The sequence below is a fragment of the Pseudomonas sp. GW821-FHT11G12 genome (assembly GCF_058808055.1).
Map to the genome: position 1 here is coordinate 217,360 of NZ_JBXARH010000004.1, position 19,532 is coordinate 236,891.

General features: G+C 53.7%; 18 protein-coding genes. 8 read left to right on the plus strand and 10 right to left on the minus strand.

What is annotated here, in order from left to right; translation table 11 throughout:
- Positions 1-401: 401 nt before the first annotated feature.
- The 3 genes from AC1RR7_RS15150 to AC1RR7_RS15160 form a co-directional block, all read right to left on the minus strand.
- Positions 402-1,013, minus strand: a complete 612-nt coding sequence (locus AC1RR7_RS15150) for a hypothetical protein (protein WP_273535881.1) — start codon at positions 1,011-1,013, stop codon at positions 402-404.
- A gap of 273 nt (positions 1,014-1,286) precedes the next feature.
- A complete protein-coding gene (locus tag AC1RR7_RS15155) occupies positions 1,287-2,231 on the minus strand; it encodes a lysophospholipid acyltransferase family protein (RefSeq protein ID WP_273535883.1) in 945 nt (314 codons plus the stop codon).
- Positions 2,232-2,497: 266 nt separating this feature from the next.
- The gene (locus tag AC1RR7_RS15160; protein WP_493157895.1) at positions 2,498-3,292 is read right to left on the minus strand and encodes an SDR family NAD(P)-dependent oxidoreductase; all 795 of its coding nucleotides are present in this window, start codon (positions 3,290-3,292) and stop codon (positions 2,498-2,500) included.
- A 106-nt stretch (positions 3,293-3,398) separates the two neighbouring features.
- Between AC1RR7_RS15160 and AC1RR7_RS15165 the strand changes: the two genes are divergently transcribed.
- Positions 3,399-4,379 carry a GlxA family transcriptional regulator gene (locus AC1RR7_RS15165; RefSeq protein WP_493157992.1) on the plus strand — a complete coding sequence of 327 codons (981 nt, stop codon included), beginning with the start codon at positions 3,399-3,401 and terminating at the stop codon, positions 4,377-4,379.
- 80 nt (positions 4,380-4,459) lie between these two features.
- Here AC1RR7_RS15165 and AC1RR7_RS15170 read toward each other — a convergent pair whose 3' ends face one another.
- Together AC1RR7_RS15170 and AC1RR7_RS15175 are read right to left on the minus strand one after the other, a co-directional pair.
- On the minus strand, positions 4,460-4,795 hold the full coding sequence (locus tag AC1RR7_RS15170) for a hypothetical protein (RefSeq protein ID WP_219737343.1): 336 nt from the start codon (positions 4,793-4,795) through the stop codon (positions 4,460-4,462).
- 232 nt (positions 4,796-5,027) lie between these two features.
- Positions 5,028-5,390 (minus strand): DUF6124 family protein, encoded by a 363-nt coding sequence (locus AC1RR7_RS15175; RefSeq protein WP_096820603.1) that lies wholly within the window; start codon positions 5,388-5,390, stop codon positions 5,028-5,030.
- Between the two features lie 575 nt (positions 5,391-5,965).
- On the opposite strand from AC1RR7_RS15175, the gene AC1RR7_RS15180 reads away from it, so the two are divergent.
- The 3 genes from AC1RR7_RS15180 (at position 5,966) to AC1RR7_RS15190 (ending at position 9,821) form a co-directional block, all read left to right on the plus strand.
- Entirely contained in the window at positions 5,966-6,814 is an 849-nt protein-coding gene (locus AC1RR7_RS15180; protein WP_493157896.1) for a DUF2726 domain-containing protein, read from the plus strand.
- Positions 6,815-7,141: 327 nt separating this feature from the next.
- On the plus strand, positions 7,142-7,705 hold the full coding sequence (locus AC1RR7_RS15185) for a restriction endonuclease (RefSeq protein ID WP_493157897.1): 564 nt from the start codon (positions 7,142-7,144) through the stop codon (positions 7,703-7,705).
- Positions 7,706-8,036: 331 nt separating this feature from the next.
- Positions 8,037-9,821 carry a hypothetical protein gene (locus AC1RR7_RS15190; protein WP_493157898.1) on the plus strand — a complete coding sequence of 595 codons (1,785 nt, stop codon included), beginning with the start codon at positions 8,037-8,039 and terminating at the stop codon, positions 9,819-9,821.
- A gap of 184 nt (positions 9,822-10,005) precedes the next feature.
- Here AC1RR7_RS15190 and AC1RR7_RS15195 read toward each other — a convergent pair whose 3' ends face one another.
- Entirely contained in the window at positions 10,006-10,692 is a 687-nt protein-coding gene (locus AC1RR7_RS15195; RefSeq protein ID WP_493157899.1) for a hypothetical protein, read from the minus strand.
- Positions 10,693-11,187: 495 nt separating this feature from the next.
- Entirely contained in the window at positions 11,188-12,219 is a 1,032-nt protein-coding gene (locus tag AC1RR7_RS15200; RefSeq protein WP_493157900.1) for an alcohol dehydrogenase catalytic domain-containing protein, read from the minus strand.
- Positions 12,220-12,376: 157 nt separating this feature from the next.
- On the opposite strand from AC1RR7_RS15200, the gene AC1RR7_RS15205 reads away from it, so the two are divergent.
- A complete protein-coding gene (locus tag AC1RR7_RS15205) occupies positions 12,377-13,294 on the plus strand; it encodes a LysR family transcriptional regulator (RefSeq protein WP_493157901.1) in 918 nt (305 codons plus the stop codon).
- 450 nt (positions 13,295-13,744) lie between these two features.
- Positions 13,745-14,854, plus strand: a complete 1,110-nt coding sequence (locus AC1RR7_RS15210) for a hypothetical protein (RefSeq protein ID WP_493157902.1) — start codon at positions 13,745-13,747, stop codon at positions 14,852-14,854.
- Between the two features lie 312 nt (positions 14,855-15,166).
- On the opposite strand, the gene AC1RR7_RS15215 is transcribed toward AC1RR7_RS15210, so the two are convergent.
- From AC1RR7_RS15215 to tspO, 3 genes are all read right to left on the minus strand, one after another.
- Positions 15,167-15,829, minus strand: coding sequence for a hypothetical protein (locus AC1RR7_RS15215; RefSeq protein ID WP_493157903.1), 663 nt, complete (start codon positions 15,827-15,829; stop codon positions 15,167-15,169).
- Positions 15,830-16,122: 293 nt separating this feature from the next.
- Positions 16,123-17,091, minus strand: coding sequence for an alpha/beta hydrolase (locus tag AC1RR7_RS15220; protein ID WP_493157904.1), 969 nt, complete (start codon positions 17,089-17,091; stop codon positions 16,123-16,125).
- Positions 17,092-17,101: 10 nt separating this feature from the next.
- Positions 17,102-17,545 (minus strand): tryptophan-rich sensory protein TspO, encoded by a 444-nt coding sequence (gene tspO / locus AC1RR7_RS15225; protein ID WP_493157993.1) that lies wholly within the window; start codon positions 17,543-17,545, stop codon positions 17,102-17,104.
- Positions 17,546-17,734: 189 nt separating this feature from the next.
- Here tspO and AC1RR7_RS15230 point away from each other — a divergent pair, with 189 nt between their 5' ends.
- Together AC1RR7_RS15230 and AC1RR7_RS15235 are read left to right on the plus strand one after the other, a co-directional pair.
- Positions 17,735-18,568 carry an oxidoreductase gene (locus AC1RR7_RS15230; RefSeq protein ID WP_493066175.1) on the plus strand — a complete coding sequence of 278 codons (834 nt, stop codon included), beginning with the start codon at positions 17,735-17,737 and terminating at the stop codon, positions 18,566-18,568.
- A 21-nt stretch (positions 18,569-18,589) separates the two neighbouring features.
- Positions 18,590-19,528 (plus strand): AraC family transcriptional regulator, encoded by a 939-nt coding sequence (locus tag AC1RR7_RS15235; protein ID WP_493157905.1) that lies wholly within the window; start codon positions 18,590-18,592, stop codon positions 19,526-19,528.
- Positions 19,529-19,532 lie beyond the last annotated feature (4 nt).

Genomic DNA, 19,532 nt, shown 5'->3' on the forward strand with positions numbered 1-19,532 from the left:
AAGGCTGGCGAAGAACACCGCGGCGCGGTCCGCGCAGGCAGCTGGGGAGATGACAGAATCGTTGACGACGTCCGTCGCCCTGTCCAATGCATCGTCGATTGCAAACCGCGTGATCAATTGAAACCTCGACTTCCATTTGAGGGTCAACGACGAGGAACAACCTGCGCGGTGGGTGACAGCGCCAGGGTGGTCCCGATCGGCTGCGACTGCCGGGTCTGTAGACGCACGGCAATCTTCTGGCGCCGGGTTTGTGACCCGAAGCGCCGCCGGATAATAACCACGTTTTTTGCTGGAGAGGCAAACAAAATGTAGGAAACATGCGAAATAGATATCCGATGTTTCCTACGACACCGAGACCATATCCGGCTGATCCATGCCGCTGAGTATCTGGAGGATGACGCTCAGGACCGGGGGAACTCGACGTAGACAATAACCTTGCCGAATGGCGCACTTGCCATACCTAACGGCAACGTCACCCCCGAATACCCGGCTACTGGCGCATTGATGGTTGCAACCTGCTCTCCCGGCGCCCGGTTATCTGCGGCGACCAGCAGGAAATAGCTGCCATCTGCGGGCGCAACGCCGGCCCATTCAATGGCCAGCGCATTGGGGCCGACCAGATCATCAGCCACGAGATTGCCTTGGGCGTCGAGCACCACAGCTTTAGGTTTCAGGGCACTCTTCGCCAGCCCCATGCACATGTTGTTGCACATCGAGTTGATGTTGATGACGTAGTGCTGCCCCTTGATCAAGCGAAAGTTGAACAGTCGATAATTGCCTTGCTGCGCACCCAGGACAATGCGTGGATCCGTTGCTCCGATCTCCCAACGGTCCGGAAACAATCCACGATTGATCGGCAATGGCGTTGACGGTGCCAGGCGAATGGCTTCCTGGAAAGAGTGGGCAACCGGCGTGGTACTGGACTGAACCTGATCGGTGTAGTCGCGTTGTGAATGGTTGGTACAGCCGGCCACGGCCAGGACCATCGCAAGTGGCAGTAAGTATTTGAGCATCGGGCGTAATCCATCGAGCGCTGACGACGGGAGTCACCAGCCGAATCCAAAAGGTAAATCGTTGTCGGCGGATTGCGCTGAAGCTTGAAAGTTTCAAGCCGATTGTGGCTTGCTGGCAGGCAACTTATCCATGCTCACTGGCAGATAAAAGACATCGCGTTTTCCATTTCTTCCTCTGATGTCTTGTGATAACAAACTCATACGAGCGCCCCAATTCCTGCCAAAAGGAACGGATTTAGCGAGGCTTTGAGGCGGCGCGTATGATTCCCTTTGTCAGTGTGCAGCATTCGCCCCGTTTGTAGCCCGGATACGCAAGCATTGTTGGGTGAGCTCAAACATCTCCGGTGTGATGATGTGCGGATTCGTCTTCAACAAGTTCCAGTAGGTCGCTTTTATCCAGCCGTCATAACATTCCGCCGTCTGGTCGGCCTGAGTACCCACTGCAAACATCTTGGAAAGTGTCATCGTCAGAACGAAAAAAATGGGAGCAATCAGTAGAATATTCAGGACGAACCTGTAGAAGCCTTTCAAGGACTTTGTGTACTCACGCAGCAGGAAGTAGATGTGTTCCGGATCCTCCACATTTTGGGTATTTAGCGTACGGATGGCATAAACATCTGACTCGGGCACCAGCACTTCGCGCGCGGGAGAAAACGGTGCTTTGCGTGCAATTACTAATTGTTGTAACTCGGCAAGTGAATCACGCAATACACGCACGCTGCCTTCACGGTCGATAAGATCACGATACGAGGCATACTTGAAGACTGTTGGCGCCGTTACCTTGTACACCAGGATAAATGCAAAAAAAGACAGCCCGCTCACCCAATACAAGTAAAGGTCGAAAGGGAACAAATATTGTTTGTTAATAGCCTGTGAAGCCGAGAGGGCTAGAGGCACGACAGTCAAAGCCACAGAGATGAGCATCAGGGCTTTGCTGTTGGCAACCATCGACAGCATTTGCCAATCTTGAGTAAAAACCAGTTCCTTGGCGGCCAGGTTCCGCGCAATCATTATCCCTGCGAGCACAATGCTGGTGACTATGTAGTACTTCCAGGGAATGACCTGCCCTGTAACATACTCAATCAGCAGTATCGCGAGTACGCTAATTATTGATGCGGTTGCCATCGCCAACGCTATCCGAACCCAACGCTGATTAAGCTTGTCCCGGCGTTTCGGGGAGGTGTTCAGGTTATTTTTCCGGTCACAGCGGTCCGACATTACGGTTTCCTTTTTTTGCATGGCTGGGCACCGAGTATCCTTTGGCGCCGGGTTATTCGTGGCCGTAGCCTCTTTTTTGCTCCTGAAGTAGAGCAAATTCGGGCAGCAGTATGCTGACAACTGTGCCGAATTGCATCGATTACGATGCGTCCGATACGGCACAAATGATCTCGGGAGAGGCTACTGGGGCTGGAGATGCAATCAAAACGCAGGAAACGTGCAAAATAAATATCTGACGTTTCCTACATCGATACCTGCATACACCATCAGTCGCGATAGCGTGCAGCCGGCTCACTGCGCGACAGATCAGGCATCAGCTTCTGGCGCGCCGCCTCGTAGGCATTCCAGTCGGCGATTTCAGGAAGCGCCGGAATGGTGACGAACTCGCCTTGGTCGAGGCCGGACAGCGAAGCGTCCACCATATCGTCCGCCCGCATCACAATCGCTTCCGGCAGGTGCTCCAGCGGTGTTCCGGCCACACTCCAGAATTCGGTGGCCGTTGCGCCGGGCAGCACCACCTGAACCCGGACATGCTTGTCCGCCAGTTCGTGACGCAAGGATTGGCTGAACGCCAGGACGAAAGCCTTGGAGCCGCCGTAAACACCATTCAACACCTCCGGGGCGATGGCCACGATCGAGGCGATGTTGATCAGCGTGCCGCCGCCACGGGCAACGAAACCCGGGACCGCCGCGTAAGTCAGTCGCATCAGCACGTTCACGTTGAGCGTGAGCAAGTCTTCGAGCTTGTCGACGTCCGACTCCAGCAAGGGATGAGTCGCGCCAACCCCGGCATTGTTCACCAGCAGAGAAATGTTGGCGTCCGTTTTGAGACGATCTTCGACCCGTGCCAGATCGGTCCTGTCGGAAAGATCGGCCGCCAGGACTTCAACCTGACGGCCGGTTTCTTCACTCAGGCGCTCAGCCAAAACATTCAGGCGATCGCGATTTCGCGCGACCAGAATCAGGTCATGGCCACGACGGGCCAGGCGTTCAGCGTAAATGGCACCGATGCCGGACGACGCACCGGTGATCAGGGCAGTACCGAGGCGGGATTGAGTCATGTCGAGTCTCCAGGGTTGTGGGAAGTACTGGAGAACAGGATGCGACGGCTTGGCCACATCTCAAATGACGTATATGGTAGTGATTCAAGACATCCGAGAAATCACCATGCACCGCATCGGCTACTTGCTCACCGACGGTTTTCAGGTGCTCTCCCTGGCGACTCAAGCCGTTTTCGAGTTTGCCAATCAGATCACCGAAGAGCCCTTCTACAGCGTCGAGAACTTCTCGCCAGACGGCGGCATGGTGCGCTCCTCGCTGGGGCTGGCCATGGAAACCCGCCCGCTTGAGGCGCCCGGACTGGCCGATACCTGGATCGTTGTCGGGGTCAACGATCCGGTAAAAACCGATACGGCCTCTGCGGTGCTCGATTTCGTGCGTCAGGCCGGCAATCAGGCGCGGCGCACGGTTGGCATCTGCACCGGCGGCTTCATCCTCGCCGAAGCCGGCCTGTTGACCGGACGCCGCGCCACGACCCACTGGGCCTACGCGCAGGCGTTGCAGAAGCGTCACCCCGAAATCAGCGTCGACGTTGACCGCATCTATATCGTCGACGGCCCCTTCTGGACCTCGGCAGGCATGACCGCCGGCCTCGACCTCGCCGTCGGCATGGTGGAGAAGGATCTGGGCGCCGATGTCGCCCGCTCGGTGGCGCACAAACTGGTGATGCATCAGCACCGGTCCGGCGGCCAGTCGCAGCATTCGGAAATGCTCGACCTCGCCCCCAAGTCCGACCGCATCCAAAGCGCGCTGAACTATGCACGACAGCATTTGAGCCGACCGCTCAGTGTCGAGGAACTGGCCGGCGTGGCGCACCTGAGCCCTCGCCAATTCACCCGCATATTCAGCGCAGAAACCGGCCAATCCCCCGCCAAAGCCATCGAAGGCCTTCGACTGGAGGCCGCTCGATTGATGATCGAACAAAGCCGACATTCCCTCGATGTGGTCGCCAGCGAATCCGGTTTTCGTGATCGGCGCCATATGCGTGAAGCGTTCATTCGGGGGTTCGGCGTGCCTCCGCAGGCGGTACGGCGGGATGCTCGCCAAGTGGTGACCAAGCGGGTGGAAAGTTCAGAGCTCGCTGACTGACAAGGCTGTCGAACTGGATGCCGGTCTGATCCCAAGAACAAAAAAGCCCGCTCAACGGCGGGCTTCGTAATCGGTTTGTTCTAGGGTGCGTGGCTAAAACTCTTGCGCAGTTCGTGTTCCAGCTTCTGACAGGCATCTGCGATTACGCTTTTTCCGAGTGCAGGGCCGGAGTAGCTCTCTACCTCCTGGCGGCATCGGTCGATGGCATCCTGGACTTGGGCTTCTTCGTTGTTTTGCGGCTTGTCTCTGAGATAAACACCAAAAACCCAGTACAAGGTGACGGCAGTCATGATTCCAACGAGAAGTTTGCTGGGGAGGCGCACTCTTCCTTCTGACCGTGGTGCCGCTTCCGGCGCAATCCGTACTTTCTGCCCAAGGTTGGATTGGCAGTGCTTGCATAAAATGGCGTCAGCCATGATGACTTCTGCGCAATAGGGGCAATTCTTTTTTCCAGCCACCACAGATGAAACTCCCTTTTCAAAAACAGGATTCTATCATCGGGCAGAGAGCGGTCAGAGAGGCATCTTTGTTTTGTTGCCTTTGTTTTGAGATGTGCTGAAAAAAATAAAAATATGGCCGAGGTCGTCAGCTACACCTGACAACCTCGGCCATTTTCTTTCCGGCTATTGAGCGACAGCAATCAGCCGATCAGGTCTTCACCTCGACATGATCCAGCGCCTGATTCACCGCCAGCCCCGCAACCATGACCACCTGCGCAATGCCCAGCGCGGTTTTGCGGTGGGCGGGTTCCAGGATGGCAGCGAAGTTGTTGAGCATTTCGGTGACGGAGCCGAGGGATTCACTGGCGTTGGCCAGGAGGGATTCGCTGTTGTAGGCGGGGTTGGCCAGGAACATGGGATCGTGTTTGTGGTGACTGCCCATGATGCGTTGTTGCGGGGTGAGGTAGTGATCGAGGGCGCGTTCGGCGGCTTCGTTGAGGGTTCGGGAATCGGGGAATTGGTAGGGGGAAACCGGGTCGGTTTCTGGTGGGTTGGGTGTTGGTTTGATCATGGTGAAACTCCATATGGGACTTAAGGAGCCATCACTCTCGCTACCAAACGAGGGGTGGTGGCCATACGAAGGTTGGTAGACCGGCCCATATGGAAAATCCGGCGCGCCCGAGGACGCCCTGCGCATGGCCACCATAAGACGGATGCCGAAAGAGCATCCGCGCTAGGTGACGTTATGCGTCATATGGGGAACCGGGCTACCAAACCCGATCACTGTTTTTCAGTGACCATGGAACGATAAGACCCGCACCCTGGACGCACAAGCCGGCGGATTCTGGCGTAGTCGTAGGCAATGACGCAAGGTTGTGTAGCCTTGAGGGCGTAACGGATGGTGTCTTTTAAACGGGGATTTTTGGGGTAGTTAAACGGGTAGATCGAGAGCGGACGTCACTCTCTGTTTTGACCGGCTGCTTTCGGCCAGAAGCGGACGTCTAACTAGGAGAAAATAGACCTATCCCCATTTGCTACGCACTGATCCAAGCGACTTGCCACGACTCAACCCGACGTGGAGTTTGTCACCAAGCCACTTCGGTCCTATCTTAGGCGCACGATCAGGATTAGCTGCGGAGCGCGGGCATGGAAGATAGAGAGCAGCTGTACGCATTGCTGGCCCAAAAAGACTGGGAGGCGATAGGTAAAATCATCTACAAGAACAAGAAGGCGAGGACGCAAGACCCCTTTTTGTCCCAGGTCACTACGTTCTTTGAGGCTGAATTTTTTACCTTCGCAGAACCATTGCCACCTGCTGCGCGAGCAAAGCAGTTTGAGTTCACTAACTTGATTATCGAACTAGGTCAGCACGGCTTTAGCCAAGCCTTTGTGGATCGTTTTGTGGATGAGCGTTTGATGCTAATGCAGGAAACCAAGCACTCTGCCCTACTCAACTACGCCCAGTCGTATCAACACCGCCCCTTGGCCAAGCAAATCATTCAGTCTTTTTTGCAAACAAATCCAGAAACGGTTGCCGCTAGCCTGCGTGAGAACCTGACAATCCGCGCAACAGAAGTGGTGGCCGGCAAGGCCAAAACCATTCGCCTGTTCAAGTCTAAGCAAGAGGAACACTTCTATGAGGCGGTGCGTCGGGTTTTTCCGACCTATCACCCCTACCCCAACGTCGCCTTAAGTTGTGTATTGGATTACCAAGCCATCAAAGATCAGTTGTCCGAAAAGGCTAGGTCATATTTCTTCCGGGCCATCATCGATAGTGTGGTGTTTGATGTGGGCAGTGAGTATGAGCCGAGATACTTCATTGAGCTGGATAGTAGCTTCCATGATGAGGCTCAGGCCCAGGCCAATGATCAGCTAAAGGACTCTATTTTCCGAGCAGCAAACACCAAGCTCATTCGCATCCGGCCCCTGAACGCCAAGGCCTCGTCGGTCGAAGAGTTTGAGAAGCTGGTGCGTGAAGTAATGCGCCAGCTATAAGCTATAAGCTATAAGCTATAAGCTATAAGCTATAAGCTATAAGCTATAAGCTATAAGCTATAAGCAACAAGCATAAAAGCCGAAGTGCCCCATCCCATACGCAGATAAACTGCGTGTAGAGGTGGCGCGGATCGTAGTAAACGGGGGCAGAGTTGACTTCCCTACTATTGACACCTGTTCGTGGCGCCTACCATCGTTGCTCACCGGTTATATTGAGTCGCTTAAGCCGTTCCCAGCAGGCAGTAATCGGCCAAAAACTGCCTCTGGCCGATGCTGGGGGAAAGCTCTAAGCTTTTTTGTTCCTGCAAACCGCTGGAGCGGATGTCAATGGACGACAGATACCCTCAACTAACGCTTTCCCCTATCGAGTTTGAACGTCATGTACGCTCCATGCTCAATGCGATGGGTCACTCGCTTCTCGAATATAGGTCGGAGCATCGGGAAGTAATCCAAGGTGTCGATGGCGAATACGAAATCGACGTATCCGCTCGATTCGAGTTCCTAGGGATGGAATTCTTGGTTCTTGTAGAGTGCAAACACTACAAGAACTCAGTGAAGCGGGAGACGCTCCAAGCGCTTTACGGCAAGATGCGTTCGGTGGGCGCTCAGAAATGCGCCCTGTTCTCTACGTCCGGTTTTCAGTCCGGCGCTCTGAAGTATGCAGTAGTGCACAAGATTGCCACGGTGAAGGTCGTGGATGGTCGGTGTACGTATTTCACCAAATCGATGGGTGCTGAACTCGTTGAGCCACCGCCGTGGGCAAATCTTCCGCTTGTTTCTGGCTGGCTAATTGACGGCAATCAAAGGTCTGTCGTATCTGAGGATCATGGTGAGTTTCTTGAACGATTCCTTTTTGCGGGGCTGCAATTGGGTGAATTCCCGGCTCATTAGGAGGCAACAACGTGCCGATTTCGGTCAGTCGTGACAAACAGGAATCGGCCCAAAGCCGCATTCCTTGGTAGTACAAGCGGAGCGCTCCTAGGTCAGGCTCGGAAATCATGATCGAGTGTGAAGCGCTAGCACTAGAAAAAGGCGCTCTTCATCAGGCCTTCACTAAAACTCGGCCCATATATCGGCGACGGTAGTGTTCGAGTGCTGGGCAACACATCTTAAGCGACCAAATATCTGCAGGCGACTGCTAGCAGATATCAAGCAAATGGCCTGTTAGACTCACAGCAATCCGACCATGGCAGTGCCCGGTCACTAAATAAGGACTCTATGTATGAGCAAGCCGTATCAGGAGATTGTGACTGCGTTGATTGATCGCGTGTATCGAAAAAAGGTTTCGGAAACAACCAGGATTATTCTGAAGAAACATTTTACTCAGGAGCCCTCTCGTAGAAAACTGACTCTTGAAGCGTTAGGTAAATTACCCGAACTCAATCGAGAAGTGAGCCGCGAGAGAGCACGTCAAATCATCTCTCTTTTTGTTGAGAAAGATTTTCCTGCAGAGCTTCGCCGCCTTGAACGAGGACTGGCTGCTGGGGACCCCATCACACTAGAAAGCAAAGCTGATCTCATTGAGCTTAGAACGTTATTAGAAAAATTGATAAGTGAAATAAAAACTGCTGAAAAACCAGTATTTGCCAAACGAATCCAAGATCTACTCGTCAAGAGCAATGTCATTGACGATAAAGTATTTCTTCCGATAGCAGTTCAGCTAGCAAAGTCATTTGGAATCTCAACCGACTTTTATTTTTTTGAATTCAATGGTTGCCACATAATTTTCGGAAATGATCATGACGCCGCATCTGCGACCAAAGAGATAATTCAATATGCGGGCAAGATTGCGACGCATTTTGGCGGTTTTTTCTCAATAGATATGCTAATTGACACGTCATGGAATTCTTCGGCACCTCCGTTTTTAGATCAAATTACGAGTGCAATTAAACGAGAGTATGTTGTCGACTTACTGTCGACCGAGCATGACTTCCTTACGATTGGTGGTGGTAAATTTTATGCGCTCACCTCGCGAGACGAGCGAATAAGTAGTATTCTAAAACCCATATTTTTTTGCTATCAACAGCCCCTAAAAACGGAGAGGGTGATACCTTCCATCAAACGAGCTTTGAAGCATATTTTCCGCCGAAATGCAGATGATCGTCAAAATATCTACCTAGAGTTGCTTGACCAGTCGGATACTGCCATCGACGATTTTTGTCTTGCGACCGGGCTACTGGAAGAATCATCCCCTGGCTTTAGGTCACCTGGAGCTAAGCTATCTCCAATGCTTAAGTCATATGAACCCAGCGACATAATAAAAAACCAACTTCTTGTTCTCAATGTCATCAGACAAAACGGCGCCCCGTTAGACTCTATGAAGCTTGGTCGAGAGTTAAAAGACAAAGTCTCAATAGCTTATAAACCGTTTATTTACAGCTACCCCACCCTTTATTACAAAGAGGGTGGAGGAAGAAGGAATGACTTCTACAAACCGTTGGACGATATTTTTGATGCGCACTCGAATTCAAGTCTAGTCAAAGATGCGCGAATAGAAAGAATTGCTCACATTAAACGAAAAATTGCTGAGTTAATGATCGAGCTTGATTCTTTTGATGTGCGGACAAATCTACTAAACAAGGTTCGTCTGGAGCAAACCATGCTCAGGGAGTATCTGATACTTCAATGTCAAGATATTTCCGGGGGAGACGATTCGATTGGGGTGTGTGGTATATGTCGAAAGTCCCTACCCTCAATAATGCTTATTGCTGCACATGTTAAGCCTCGCGCGAAATGCACCCACGAAGAGCGAGCAGATATAGATAATATTGCGATGCTGCAATGCGTGACCTGTGACGCTCTATTCGAGAATGGGTTAATTACCATTCAATATGACGGAACTGTAGTGGTAAGTCGGTTGAAAACCATAACCCAGGATCTAAATGAGATATATTCTGTAGTCGAAGGTTCAATCACCTCATATGTCAACGGAAACAATAATCGACTGTCCTACTTAAAATATCATTGGGCGAACGTCTTTCGAGGCACTGTCCTAGATAGCGAATAAGTTACGCAGAGTCAGGCCACTAATGCTCTCATCCACTAAGCCGCGGGCGGAGTGTTGACAATTGCTTCGGGTCGATTTCCATCTATGCGACGGGCAGTAATCGACCCATTGCTGCTCTTCGCGGAGCGTAGCTAACGGACAAAGGAGGCCAGTGAACGTATAGAAAATCAGAGGCGATTAAAACTCAAATGACGCCCTTGAAAGTGAACATCCCTTCTTTCTCTGAATATAACAAGCCCTGTAACTCATTTCTTTTTTCTATAGAGTGAAGTCCGCTCTCAATAAACTCATTAATATCACCGCCATGAGGCAATCTAAAACCACCTTTCACATGGTGTGGATAGTTATGCCTCCTCTCAAATTCGATAGATTTTTTGAAATCCAAGTACTCGCCAGTGCTAACATCCAAGTTATTTCTCTCGGTATATAGGAAAAGCTGAACTCCAAAATTGAAAATACATGGATATATATCAACATGGTTTTTGTAATAAACACATGATTTTTTAATGGCAACCCTCCCTTCAGGGTTAGTATTTTCACAAATCGCCTCAATTACATCCTCAGGTATTAAACAGAGAATGCAAAGATCAGCCTTTACAGGAACCTCGGATATCAGCGGCAAGGCTTTAGCGCTGTTATATATTTCAGCTTGGTGAATTGCGTAATTGCGGATGGCTTTAATAGCCAGGAACTCGTCGCTATCAAAAAAGCTTGGATATCCAGCTTTCCTTACTTTGTCATTGATGCTGTAAGTTGATGCAAGGACCTCTCTGACGGCGTCCGGATCTGGGCTTTGACAGTAGGCCATATAGTATTTAAAGAATCTTTTTATCTCTGCCAAGCAGTCATCTTTTGTCACTACTCTTGCCATGCGAGGGACATCCTCAAAGCACTTAACTATAAATAGACGACACAGAAGGCGAAAAAAATAACGCCGCTGGTGTCACAAAATCTTCCTTGTTCTTGCGTAACCCCTTGAGCCACGTGATTCCCGTGCTAGAAATCGATACATGTGGGGGCAAGGAGAAAAAGCGATATCACCTCCATGAAGGTTACAAACTCGTAGCGAGTGTGTCCATGATTGGCTTTGGAATAAGCGCTCGCGCCCGTGAATGTCCGCTTGTGGCTGTGGATTCAACCCGCCCCGCAACCCACTCCCGACTATACCCAAGCACCCTCCCCGCCAACCCCTGCGAAAAATGAATCACCCCATGCGCCGTTTCCGGCAACAGATGCACTTCAACCTCCGCCGCCCTGCCCCAACGCTTAGCCAGTTCAAGCGTGTCATCCCTGGAAAAAGTGGAAAATGGGGACTGATTTATTTCCGGTTCCGGCGACCACGCGGTCGCCGGAACCGCTCTGGGTATCAATTTCCGCCGTGAGGCAGGAACACACCACGGAATCGCATCTTCCCGGAGGACAGGCGTTCATAAGCCTCCGTTGCTTGGTCAAGCGAGAAGGTTTCGACAATCGGCTTGACCTTAACCTTCGCGGCCAGGTCGAGAATTTCGGCGAGGTAGTGCTGTCCGCCATGCGTGGAGCCAACCACCCGTTGGCGCATCATATGGAATGGCTTGCCGTCGGACGGAATCGAGAACGGCTTGCTGAAGTCGAGCCCGCAAAGGACGATGCGACCGTCAGGATTGACTCCCGCGAGCGCTTTTTCGGCGCTTTCGAAGTCGTTGGTGGTGATCAGCAGCACGTCGGCGCCACCGACTGCCAAGAGCTCCTCGGCATTGGTGACGACGTGATCGGCACCCAAGTCGGTCGCAAGCTTGTGCTTGTCTGGGGAATGCGTGATCGCAATGGTCTCGAATCCGCACGCCTTTGAGAACTGCAAGGCGACGTGGCCCAACCCGCCGATACCCAGCACCGCGACCCTGTCACCCGGTTTCGGCTCCGCGTCTCGCAGGCCGCTCCAGGTGGTATACCCCGCGCACATCATGGGCGCGGCGTCCGTATAGGACAGTCCATCGGGCAACAGTACGGTGCCTTCCGCAGAAATTGCGATGTACTCTGCGTGCCCGCCCTGCGACGCGAAGCCGGTCGTTCTGGGCGAAACGCAGTTCATGGCCGTCTGGCCGGTCAACGGGCGGTTCTGGCGGCAGTACGGGCATCGACCGCACGAGGACTGTACCCAGGTGGTGCCGACTCGATCTCCAACCTTGCGGGTGTGGACGCCCGCACCGACTTCGACGATTTCGCCGACCACTTCGTGACCCGGGGTCTGGGGATAAATGTCACCGCCAGCCCCCTGAGTTGCCCACACGTCCGTGTAGCACATGCCGGAGGCGTGAACTTTCACCAAGACCAACCCTGGCTCTGCCTTGGGCATGGGAACCTCATGAACCTCCCAAGGCTTGTTCGCCCCGGTCATCACAACTGCCTTCATCTTCATCGCATGTTCCTTTCGATCAGGTGGTCATTACTGTCAGGGCTGCGGACGAGATGCTCTCAGAGCGACACCGGTCATTTTGGACCCGCGACGCTGCAGCTTCATTCGAGTCTATGGCTCATTGACTGTCGCAACAATCTGGTCAATATTTGATTCCATGATGAAAGTAATTCACCAATCCAAGGGCAATGACCTGTCGGCCTTTGCCGCATTCTTGGCGGTCGCAGCCCACCGAAGTTTCCGCAGCGCCGCAATCGATCTCGACATGACGCCCTCGGCGATCAGTCACTCGATCAAGGCTCTCGAACAACGGTTGAACGTCCGCCTTTTCAACCGGACGACTCGAAGCGTCTCCTTGACCGAGGCGGGAGAGCGCCTGGCCATAAAACTAAGACCGGCAATGGCCTCGGTCGAAGAAGCCGTTCGGGAGCTGGAGGGCAATGACCACGCTCCCAGCGGCACGGTGCGAATCAATGCCAGTGAGGGCGCCATCCGGTTGGTACTGTGGCCAGTGCTTGCGCGTTTTTTGCGCGAGTATCCTCGCGTCCATCTCGACATATTCAGTGATGGCAAGCTGAGCGATATCGTTGCCGATGGTTTTGATGCGGGTATCCGATTAGCGGAAGCCGTACCCAAAGATATGGTGGCCATCCCAGTCATGGGAGAGGTCCGCTTTGCGGCAGTGGCGTCGCCCGAGTATTTCGAGCAACGCGGATATCCAATGGTGCCGCAAGATCTGCATGACCATCATTGCATCCGCTTCCGGTTTGAAAGTGGTGCAATCTACCGATGGGAGTTTGAGCGCCATGGCGCTGTCGAAAGGATCAACGCTCCCGGCCCTCTCACGTTGACTGATCAACCGCTGATGGTGGAGGCAGCAATCGATGGAATAGGCATCGCCTTCGTGCCCGACCATCTTGCAGCCAATGCGCTCAAGGACGGCCGACTCAAACGAGTTCTGGAAGAGTGGTGTCCCGCGAGTCCGGGGCTGTGCCTCTATTACTCGGCGAATCGCCATGTACCATCCGGCCTGAGAGCGTTGATCAATATGCTGACTGAAACGCGGTCCGGCAATTAGACGACCTTGCGGCTAAGAGGTGGCGGGCCGGTTGTAACTCCTCCTGGCACAATTCGACGACCAGCATCGTCAGCGCCTTGCCATTGCAGCTGTCTGCGGCTCGATCGTTGGCCAAGCGTTTCAGACGTGTCCGCGGCCCCCTTTCTGAGCCCCCTTTTCTGTCACGGGATTTCAGGCCAATCGCTTGGCATTCGAGAGTGTTTAGGGCAGCACTTCAATGGGGCGAGAAGGAACTGGCGCTTGCAACACGGATGGCCGCTCCTCTGTACGGGTTAGGAAGCTGTGCCCTGAACGCATTGAGTCCAGGCTAAAGCGGTCCCCCGGTAATTGCCTTGCCAAAGCACGCCTCAGCGCGGATGCCAGAGAAAGAGCTTGAGCAAATTTAGCAACAATGGCACTTTGAGAAGAAGCCTCTCAATATGGCAGTTGTTAGTAACAAGGACGCCCAATGTGAACGATATATCATCAACTCAACTTCCCCCACCATCTAACTGGCAAGATTTTGAAAGCCTCTGCTGCGATTTATGGGCGAAAATTTGGAATGACCAAAACACTCAGAAAAATGGCAGAAGTGGCCAAAATCAAAATGGAGTTGACATTTCCGGCAAAGACCGTTCCAACTCCGGAGAAAATTGTGGAGTGCAGTGCAAAGGGAAGGATAACTATTTAAACAAATTGGTCTCAACCACAGAACTAGAAGAAGAAGTCAATAAAGCAAAAACTTTTGAGCCAAGCCTCAGCCTATTTATAATGGCGACTTCTGGCCCTAAAGATGCAGCTGTGGAAAAATATGCTAGGCAACTGACAGAAAAGCATGAGGCAGAAGGATTATTTCGGGTGGTCGTCATGGGATGGCGGGATATTCTCGAAAAACTATCCAATCATGAAGATCTTCTTAGGAAGTACTATCCTTGGATGTTCCTGTCACATAAGGACTCTGTAGCGCAGCTTTACGGTTTTTGGCGTGAGGAAATGCCCGTCAAGAGCCTAGTGCGCTACTGCTGCGAGCTACCTTTTTATGACGTAGATGTCAAGATTTCGGAGTTTTTTGCTGGTAGGCTTCAGTCATACTTAGCTAAGGTAGACAGAGTCGTTAAAGATTATAAAGATGTCTGGAGCGCCGCCCAGCTCCTGAGCGCGATATCAAATTTCAACTTGGTTTGTCGTGACTTGCTGACAATCTACTTCGTACACGAAAACAAGCACTACAAAGATGATATATACACATACTGGGTCAGCTGCTCTCACCTGGAATACGGCCGCAGATATAAATACATATCATATCGAAAGGGCGTCCTTCAAAAGTTACATTATGAGCTAATTAGGGCTGCCAATCATATTATAGCTACAAAGAACAAATTCCCTAGTGGCGCATTTGAGACATATGTGCCATTCAGAGAAGATTGGGATGAGATCGAATACTTTCCCTTTTATGATGAGACTGACGTTGCTCTCGGCAATCTGTATCCTGGTTATTACCAAGTAGACCTATTTATACGCAGACAAACTTATCCTGAACTAGAGATCAACTTAAGCTCGAGCAGACCTCCAATTCCCTGATCACTAAGAGCAACGCCTACAATGGGCCATTGCTTGTGGCCACTCACCACCCGCCACAAGTGGCCGTGGACCGTTTTTAGAGAATGGCAAACTGAATTAGAGGGGCTGTAGGATCTGCCAGGGGCGGCTTTGGGTCGAAGGCAACCCTTCGGGACTTACCGCTCCTGGCCGATAAATGCCTGTCGCCACAGGCTGCAGTCGGCCAGAATCGGTCGTTACATCAAGCTGCCCCCTTGTCTATATCGAATACCGTCGGCCAATAAGCGCCCCCCCAAAGCTTCCCCTGCTATCGAAACAACGTTTGGAGCTAGACTAGTCACTCTTGTGGCCCAGATACTTCGTGTTGTTGGGGTTCATCTGCGAGGACCGGTTGTTGGTCGTCGCTTTATGCGCAGAGTTGTTGGGATTCAGCGTATTGCTCCGATCATCATTGTCCCGCGTTGTTAGATGCTCGTTGGGGTAATGGCCCGAAGTCCCTAGGCCGACGACCACGTGCTTTTGCCAAGCAGGGTATTCGCGCGCTGGCTCGCTGGCATTGAACAAGTAATTCCACGAGTCGTACTTATCTCCGATGTCTACTGCAACTCCAGCCAGCATTGCGGTGGCGAACGGGTCCAGTTGGCAAAAGCAAGGATTTTCCGGGGTAGCGCTTTCGCAGGCCTGACGAATGAAAACTGGGGTCGCGCCACATAACGCCTCGCAGAGCTCAGAAACTGTATCCACTTGCTTGTGCCGCGTGCTGCCCTTAGCCACCACCCAAGTAAGCAGGTGACGGTGACTGGCCGGCAACAAGTGGCTATCTAAAATAGGGGGCTTAGTGGCGAGTTCGGTGACACGCTTCCAGTTCGAATAGCCTGCCTGCGCAGCAACGTGGTCGAGCGCGGTAGCTAAAGGGCAACCAGAGGTGTTGCGATGAGACTTTGCTGCGTGTTTGAGTTTCTCGACAGCGGTCGCGGTAAGATGAGGGTGGTCCATGCGAGCTCCAAAACTTGAAGCGGATCTATCCAGTGCCCACTGCCGAATTCCGCCAACTATGGAATCTACGCAAAGGTGAAACTTCATCGTCCCGGCGAACCAGGTGGGCCGTAGGTGGGCAGCACGCGCCGATGTGCGCGTGCCTGCAATAGTACATCTCCGTACTAACGTCGCGCTAGCTCTTGGGTGAGTCTGAAAGGCGATGGATATTTTACCTGCTTTAACTTTCGTTTCTGGCCGAAAACAGCCCTCCATAAAACCCACCAGTCAGCAGCAAATCATTTCCCCAACACTCACCCCTCATCAACCCGCCCCCCAACCCACTCCCGACTATACCCAACCACCCTCCCCGCCAACCCCAACGGAAAATGAATCACCCCATGCGCCGTTTCCGGCAACAGATGCACTTCAACCTCCGCCTCCCTACCCCAACGCTCAGCCAACTCAAGCGTGTCATCCCTGAGCGGGTCCAGTTCCGCAGCAAACATCAACGCCGGCGGAAACCCGGTGAAGTCGCCGTACAACGGAGACAACGGCGCCTGCCGGCGTTCTTCATCGCTCAATCCCGGCGTGAGCATTTGCAGCGCTTCAACCATCCCCGGCCCATCCAGCAGCAAGGTGTCGGGTCCGGCGTTGCGTACGCTGGGGGTCCCGGTCAGGTCGTAGACGCCGTAGTACAGCAGCGCCCCGCTCACCCGTTTGAGCAGCTCCGGCCATTGTTTGAGTTGCAGCAGGGTTGCGGCGGCGAGGTGGCCGCCGGCCGACTCGCCCACGACGATGACGGGCAGGTTCGCAAACTCGTGGCAGTCATCGCTCAGCAGCCAGCGAGCCGCCGTGAGGCAGTCTTGCATCACGCCTTCAATCGGCGTCGAGACCACAAGCCGATAATCGACGGAGACCACTGCCACGTCGCAGGCGTTCACCATGCCGATGTTGAGGTGATCGTTCATTTGCGCATTGCCGATGACCCAGCCGCCGCCATGAAAATCCAATACCACGCCTTTGGCCTTTGTCTTTGGCCGAATGATCCGCACTGGCACTGAAGCGCCGTCGACGCCCACCACTTTGCGTTCTGCCTCGAGCCCGTGCTTGAACAACTTTCTCGCGCCGCCCAATTGGCTGAGGCGTAACAGCATTTGAATCACTCGCGGCGTGATGCGATTACGGATGCGAAAGCGCGGCAGCCGGGCAAGCTTCTTGTTGAAAGCGCGTAATTGCGCCAACTCGTTATCGTCTGCGGGCCAGTCCATTGATGTCTTCATTTCGTCCTATTTATTCGCGGTTGTTGCGCAGAATGGAAAAATTCAACGCCGCCGCGACACACAGCCATGCCAGATAAGGGAACAGAATCAAACCGGTAATCACATCCAGGCGCAATGCCAACACCACCATCGCCGCGACCACCAGCCACAGCAGCGTGATGATCAGCATACCGGCGAAGATGCGATGGGCGCCGAAGAACACCGGTGTCCACAAGGTGTTCAATGCAATTTGCGCCGCCCATAAGGCGAGTACCGTTTCACTGCCGGGCGTCAGGGTCAGACGATAACCGACCCACGCGAGCAACAGGTAGATCGTTGTCCAGGCAACGGGAAACACCCAGTGGGGCGGTGTAAAGCGTGGCTTGTTCAGCGATTCGTACCATGGACCCGGTTGGAAAATCATCCCGGTGCTCGCTGCCGCACCGCAGGCCAACAGGAAAATCAGAAAAGTCATCGTCTGTCCTTGGCTGATATCAGCGCTTTGGGTCTGTTCCTGCTTGGATGCCCGGAGCCATGCAAAAAGTTCATCAACCGTCATCTCGCCTCGTTGATAGGAATAGGCAATGCTCAAAGACAAACCGACATAGGTGGGCGTTTCTGCGATGGATACCATGAGCAGAAACCCCATTCACCGGAGCCCGTCATGTCCACCACCAAGACCCTTTTCATTACCGGCGTCAGCAGCGGCTTCGGCCACGCGCTGGCCAAGGAAGCACTCGCGGCTGGCCATCGCGTCATCGGGACCGTGCGCAAGGAAGCCGACTTGCACGCCTTTCAGTCGCTCTCCGTGGATAACGCTTACGGGGTGATGCTGGATGTCACGGACTTCGACCGGATCGACGGCGTCATTGCCGAAGTTGAAGCGACTCATGGGCCGGTCGATGTGTTGATCAACAACGCCGGTTACGGCCATGAAGGCATCTTCGAAGAGTCACCGCTGGAAGACATGCGCCGCCAGTTCGACGTGAACGTGTTCGGCGCCGTTGCCGTGATCAAGGCGTTCCTGCCCTTCTTTCGCAAGCGGCGTGCGGGCCACATCATCAATATCACCTCGATGGGCGGCACGATCACGATGCCGGGCATCGCCTACTACTGCGGCAGCAAGTTTGCGCTCGAAGGCATCTCCGATACGCTGAGCAAAGAGCTGACGCCCTTCAATATCTTCGTGACCGCCGTTGCACCGGGTTCATTTCGAACCGACTGGGCCGGTCGCTCGATGCAGCGCACACCGCGCAGCATTGCCGACTACGACGCCAGTTTCGATCCGGTGCGCAAGGCGCGAGAAGAAAAGAGCGGCAAGCAGCTCGGTGATCCGCAAAAAGCCGCCCAGGCGATGTTGCAGATCATCGCCAGCCCGACACCACCGGCGCACGTGCTCCTGGGAAGTGACGCGTTGCGCCTGGTGCGTGAAAAGCTCAAACACGCCGCCGGCGAGATCGATCAGTGGGAAGCGTTGACTCGCTCCACCGACCATTGAGCGGGCAATAGAGGGGAAGCAATGAAGCAGGCCGACGCAGGCACCTCGCGCATGGTGCAGCTCATGGAAACGCTCGCACCGGTCGAGGGCTACAACCTCAGTGCGCTTGAAGGTGTCCGCTTCCTGCGCGCGAACCGGCCGCTGACCCGCACACCGGTGCTGTACGACCCGGGCATCGTGATCCTTTGTCAGGGCCAGAAACGCGGTTATCTGGGCGATGACGTCTACGTTTACGACGCCCAGCATTATCTGGTGGTGTCCGTGCCGATCCCCTTCACCATGGAAACCGATGCGACCGAGGCCGAGCCGATGCTTGCGATCTACATGCACCTCGACTTCCAGCTGGCCAGCGAGTTGATGCAGCAAGTGGATGACCTTCACGGCCCAAGCGACGCGCAACCCAAGGGCATGTACGCCTCGCCGATGGACGACAGGCTCCGTGCGTCGACATTGCGTTTTCTCGAAGCGATGAGTATCCCGGGGGACGCGCAGATACTGGGGCCATCGCTGATGCGGGAAATCTACTACCGCATTCTGACGGGTGAACAAGGCGGATCGATGCGTGCTGCGCTTAATCGACAGGGGCATTTCGGCAAGGTGACTCGGGCGATCCGCAAGATCCACAGCAGCTATCAGGAGCGCCTGGACGTCGAGCAACTCGCTCACGAAGCCCGAATGAGCGTGCCCAACTTTCACCTGCACTTTCGCAGCGTGACGGACACCTCGCCGATGCAGTACTTGAAGTCGACGCGACTGCACCAGGCGCGACTGCTGATGCTGCGCAATGCCATGACCGCTTCGGCAGCGGCGTTCAACGTGGGTTATGAAAGCGCCTCGCAGTTCAGTCGCGAGTTCAAACGCTTTTTCGGCAGGACGCCGCAGGCGGAGATCGAGTGGATGAAAGCAACCTATGCCTTGCCTGCGCCGACTACACCCTCGGAGTATGTTTCGTCGCATTGATCGC

Coding starts and splice junctions, on each gene's coding strand:
- AC1RR7_RS15150 (WP_273535881.1), bottom strand. CDS start 1,013: ATGCTCAAATACTTACTGCCACTTGCGATGGTCCTGGCCGTGGCCGGC.
- AC1RR7_RS15155 (WP_273535883.1), bottom strand. CDS start 2,231: ATGTCGGACCGCTGTGACCGGAAAAATAACCTGAACACCTCCCCGAAA.
- AC1RR7_RS15160 (WP_493157895.1), bottom strand. CDS start 3,292: ATGACTCAATCCCGCCTCGGTACTGCCCTGATCACCGGTGCGTCGTCC.
- AC1RR7_RS15165 (WP_493157992.1), top strand. CDS start 3,399: ATGCACCGCATCGGCTACTTGCTCACCGACGGTTTTCAGGTGCTCTCC.
- AC1RR7_RS15170 (WP_219737343.1), bottom strand. CDS start 4,795: ATGGCTGACGCCATTTTATGCAAGCACTGCCAATCCAACCTTGGGCAG.
- AC1RR7_RS15175 (WP_096820603.1), bottom strand. CDS start 5,390: ATGATCAAACCAACACCCAACCCACCAGAAACCGACCCGGTTTCCCCC.
- AC1RR7_RS15180 (WP_493157896.1), top strand. CDS start 5,966: ATGGAAGATAGAGAGCAGCTGTACGCATTGCTGGCCCAAAAAGACTGG.
- AC1RR7_RS15185 (WP_493157897.1), top strand. CDS start 7,142: ATGGACGACAGATACCCTCAACTAACGCTTTCCCCTATCGAGTTTGAA.
- AC1RR7_RS15190 (WP_493157898.1), top strand. CDS start 8,037: ATGAGCAAGCCGTATCAGGAGATTGTGACTGCGTTGATTGATCGCGTG.
- AC1RR7_RS15195 (WP_493157899.1), bottom strand. CDS start 10,692: ATGGCAAGAGTAGTGACAAAAGATGACTGCTTGGCAGAGATAAAAAGA.
- AC1RR7_RS15200 (WP_493157900.1), bottom strand. CDS start 12,219: ATGAAGATGAAGGCAGTTGTGATGACCGGGGCGAACAAGCCTTGGGAG.
- AC1RR7_RS15205 (WP_493157901.1), top strand. CDS start 12,377: ATGAAAGTAATTCACCAATCCAAGGGCAATGACCTGTCGGCCTTTGCC.
- AC1RR7_RS15215 (WP_493157903.1), bottom strand. CDS start 15,829: ATGGACCACCCTCATCTTACCGCGACCGCTGTCGAGAAACTCAAACAC.
- AC1RR7_RS15220 (WP_493157904.1), bottom strand. CDS start 17,091: ATGAAGACATCAATGGACTGGCCCGCAGACGATAACGAGTTGGCGCAA.
- tspO (WP_493157993.1), bottom strand. CDS start 17,545: ATGACTTTTCTGATTTTCCTGTTGGCCTGCGGTGCGGCAGCGAGCACC.
- AC1RR7_RS15230 (WP_493066175.1), top strand. CDS start 17,735: ATGTCCACCACCAAGACCCTTTTCATTACCGGCGTCAGCAGCGGCTTC.
- AC1RR7_RS15235 (WP_493157905.1), top strand. CDS start 18,590: ATGAAGCAGGCCGACGCAGGCACCTCGCGCATGGTGCAGCTCATGGAA.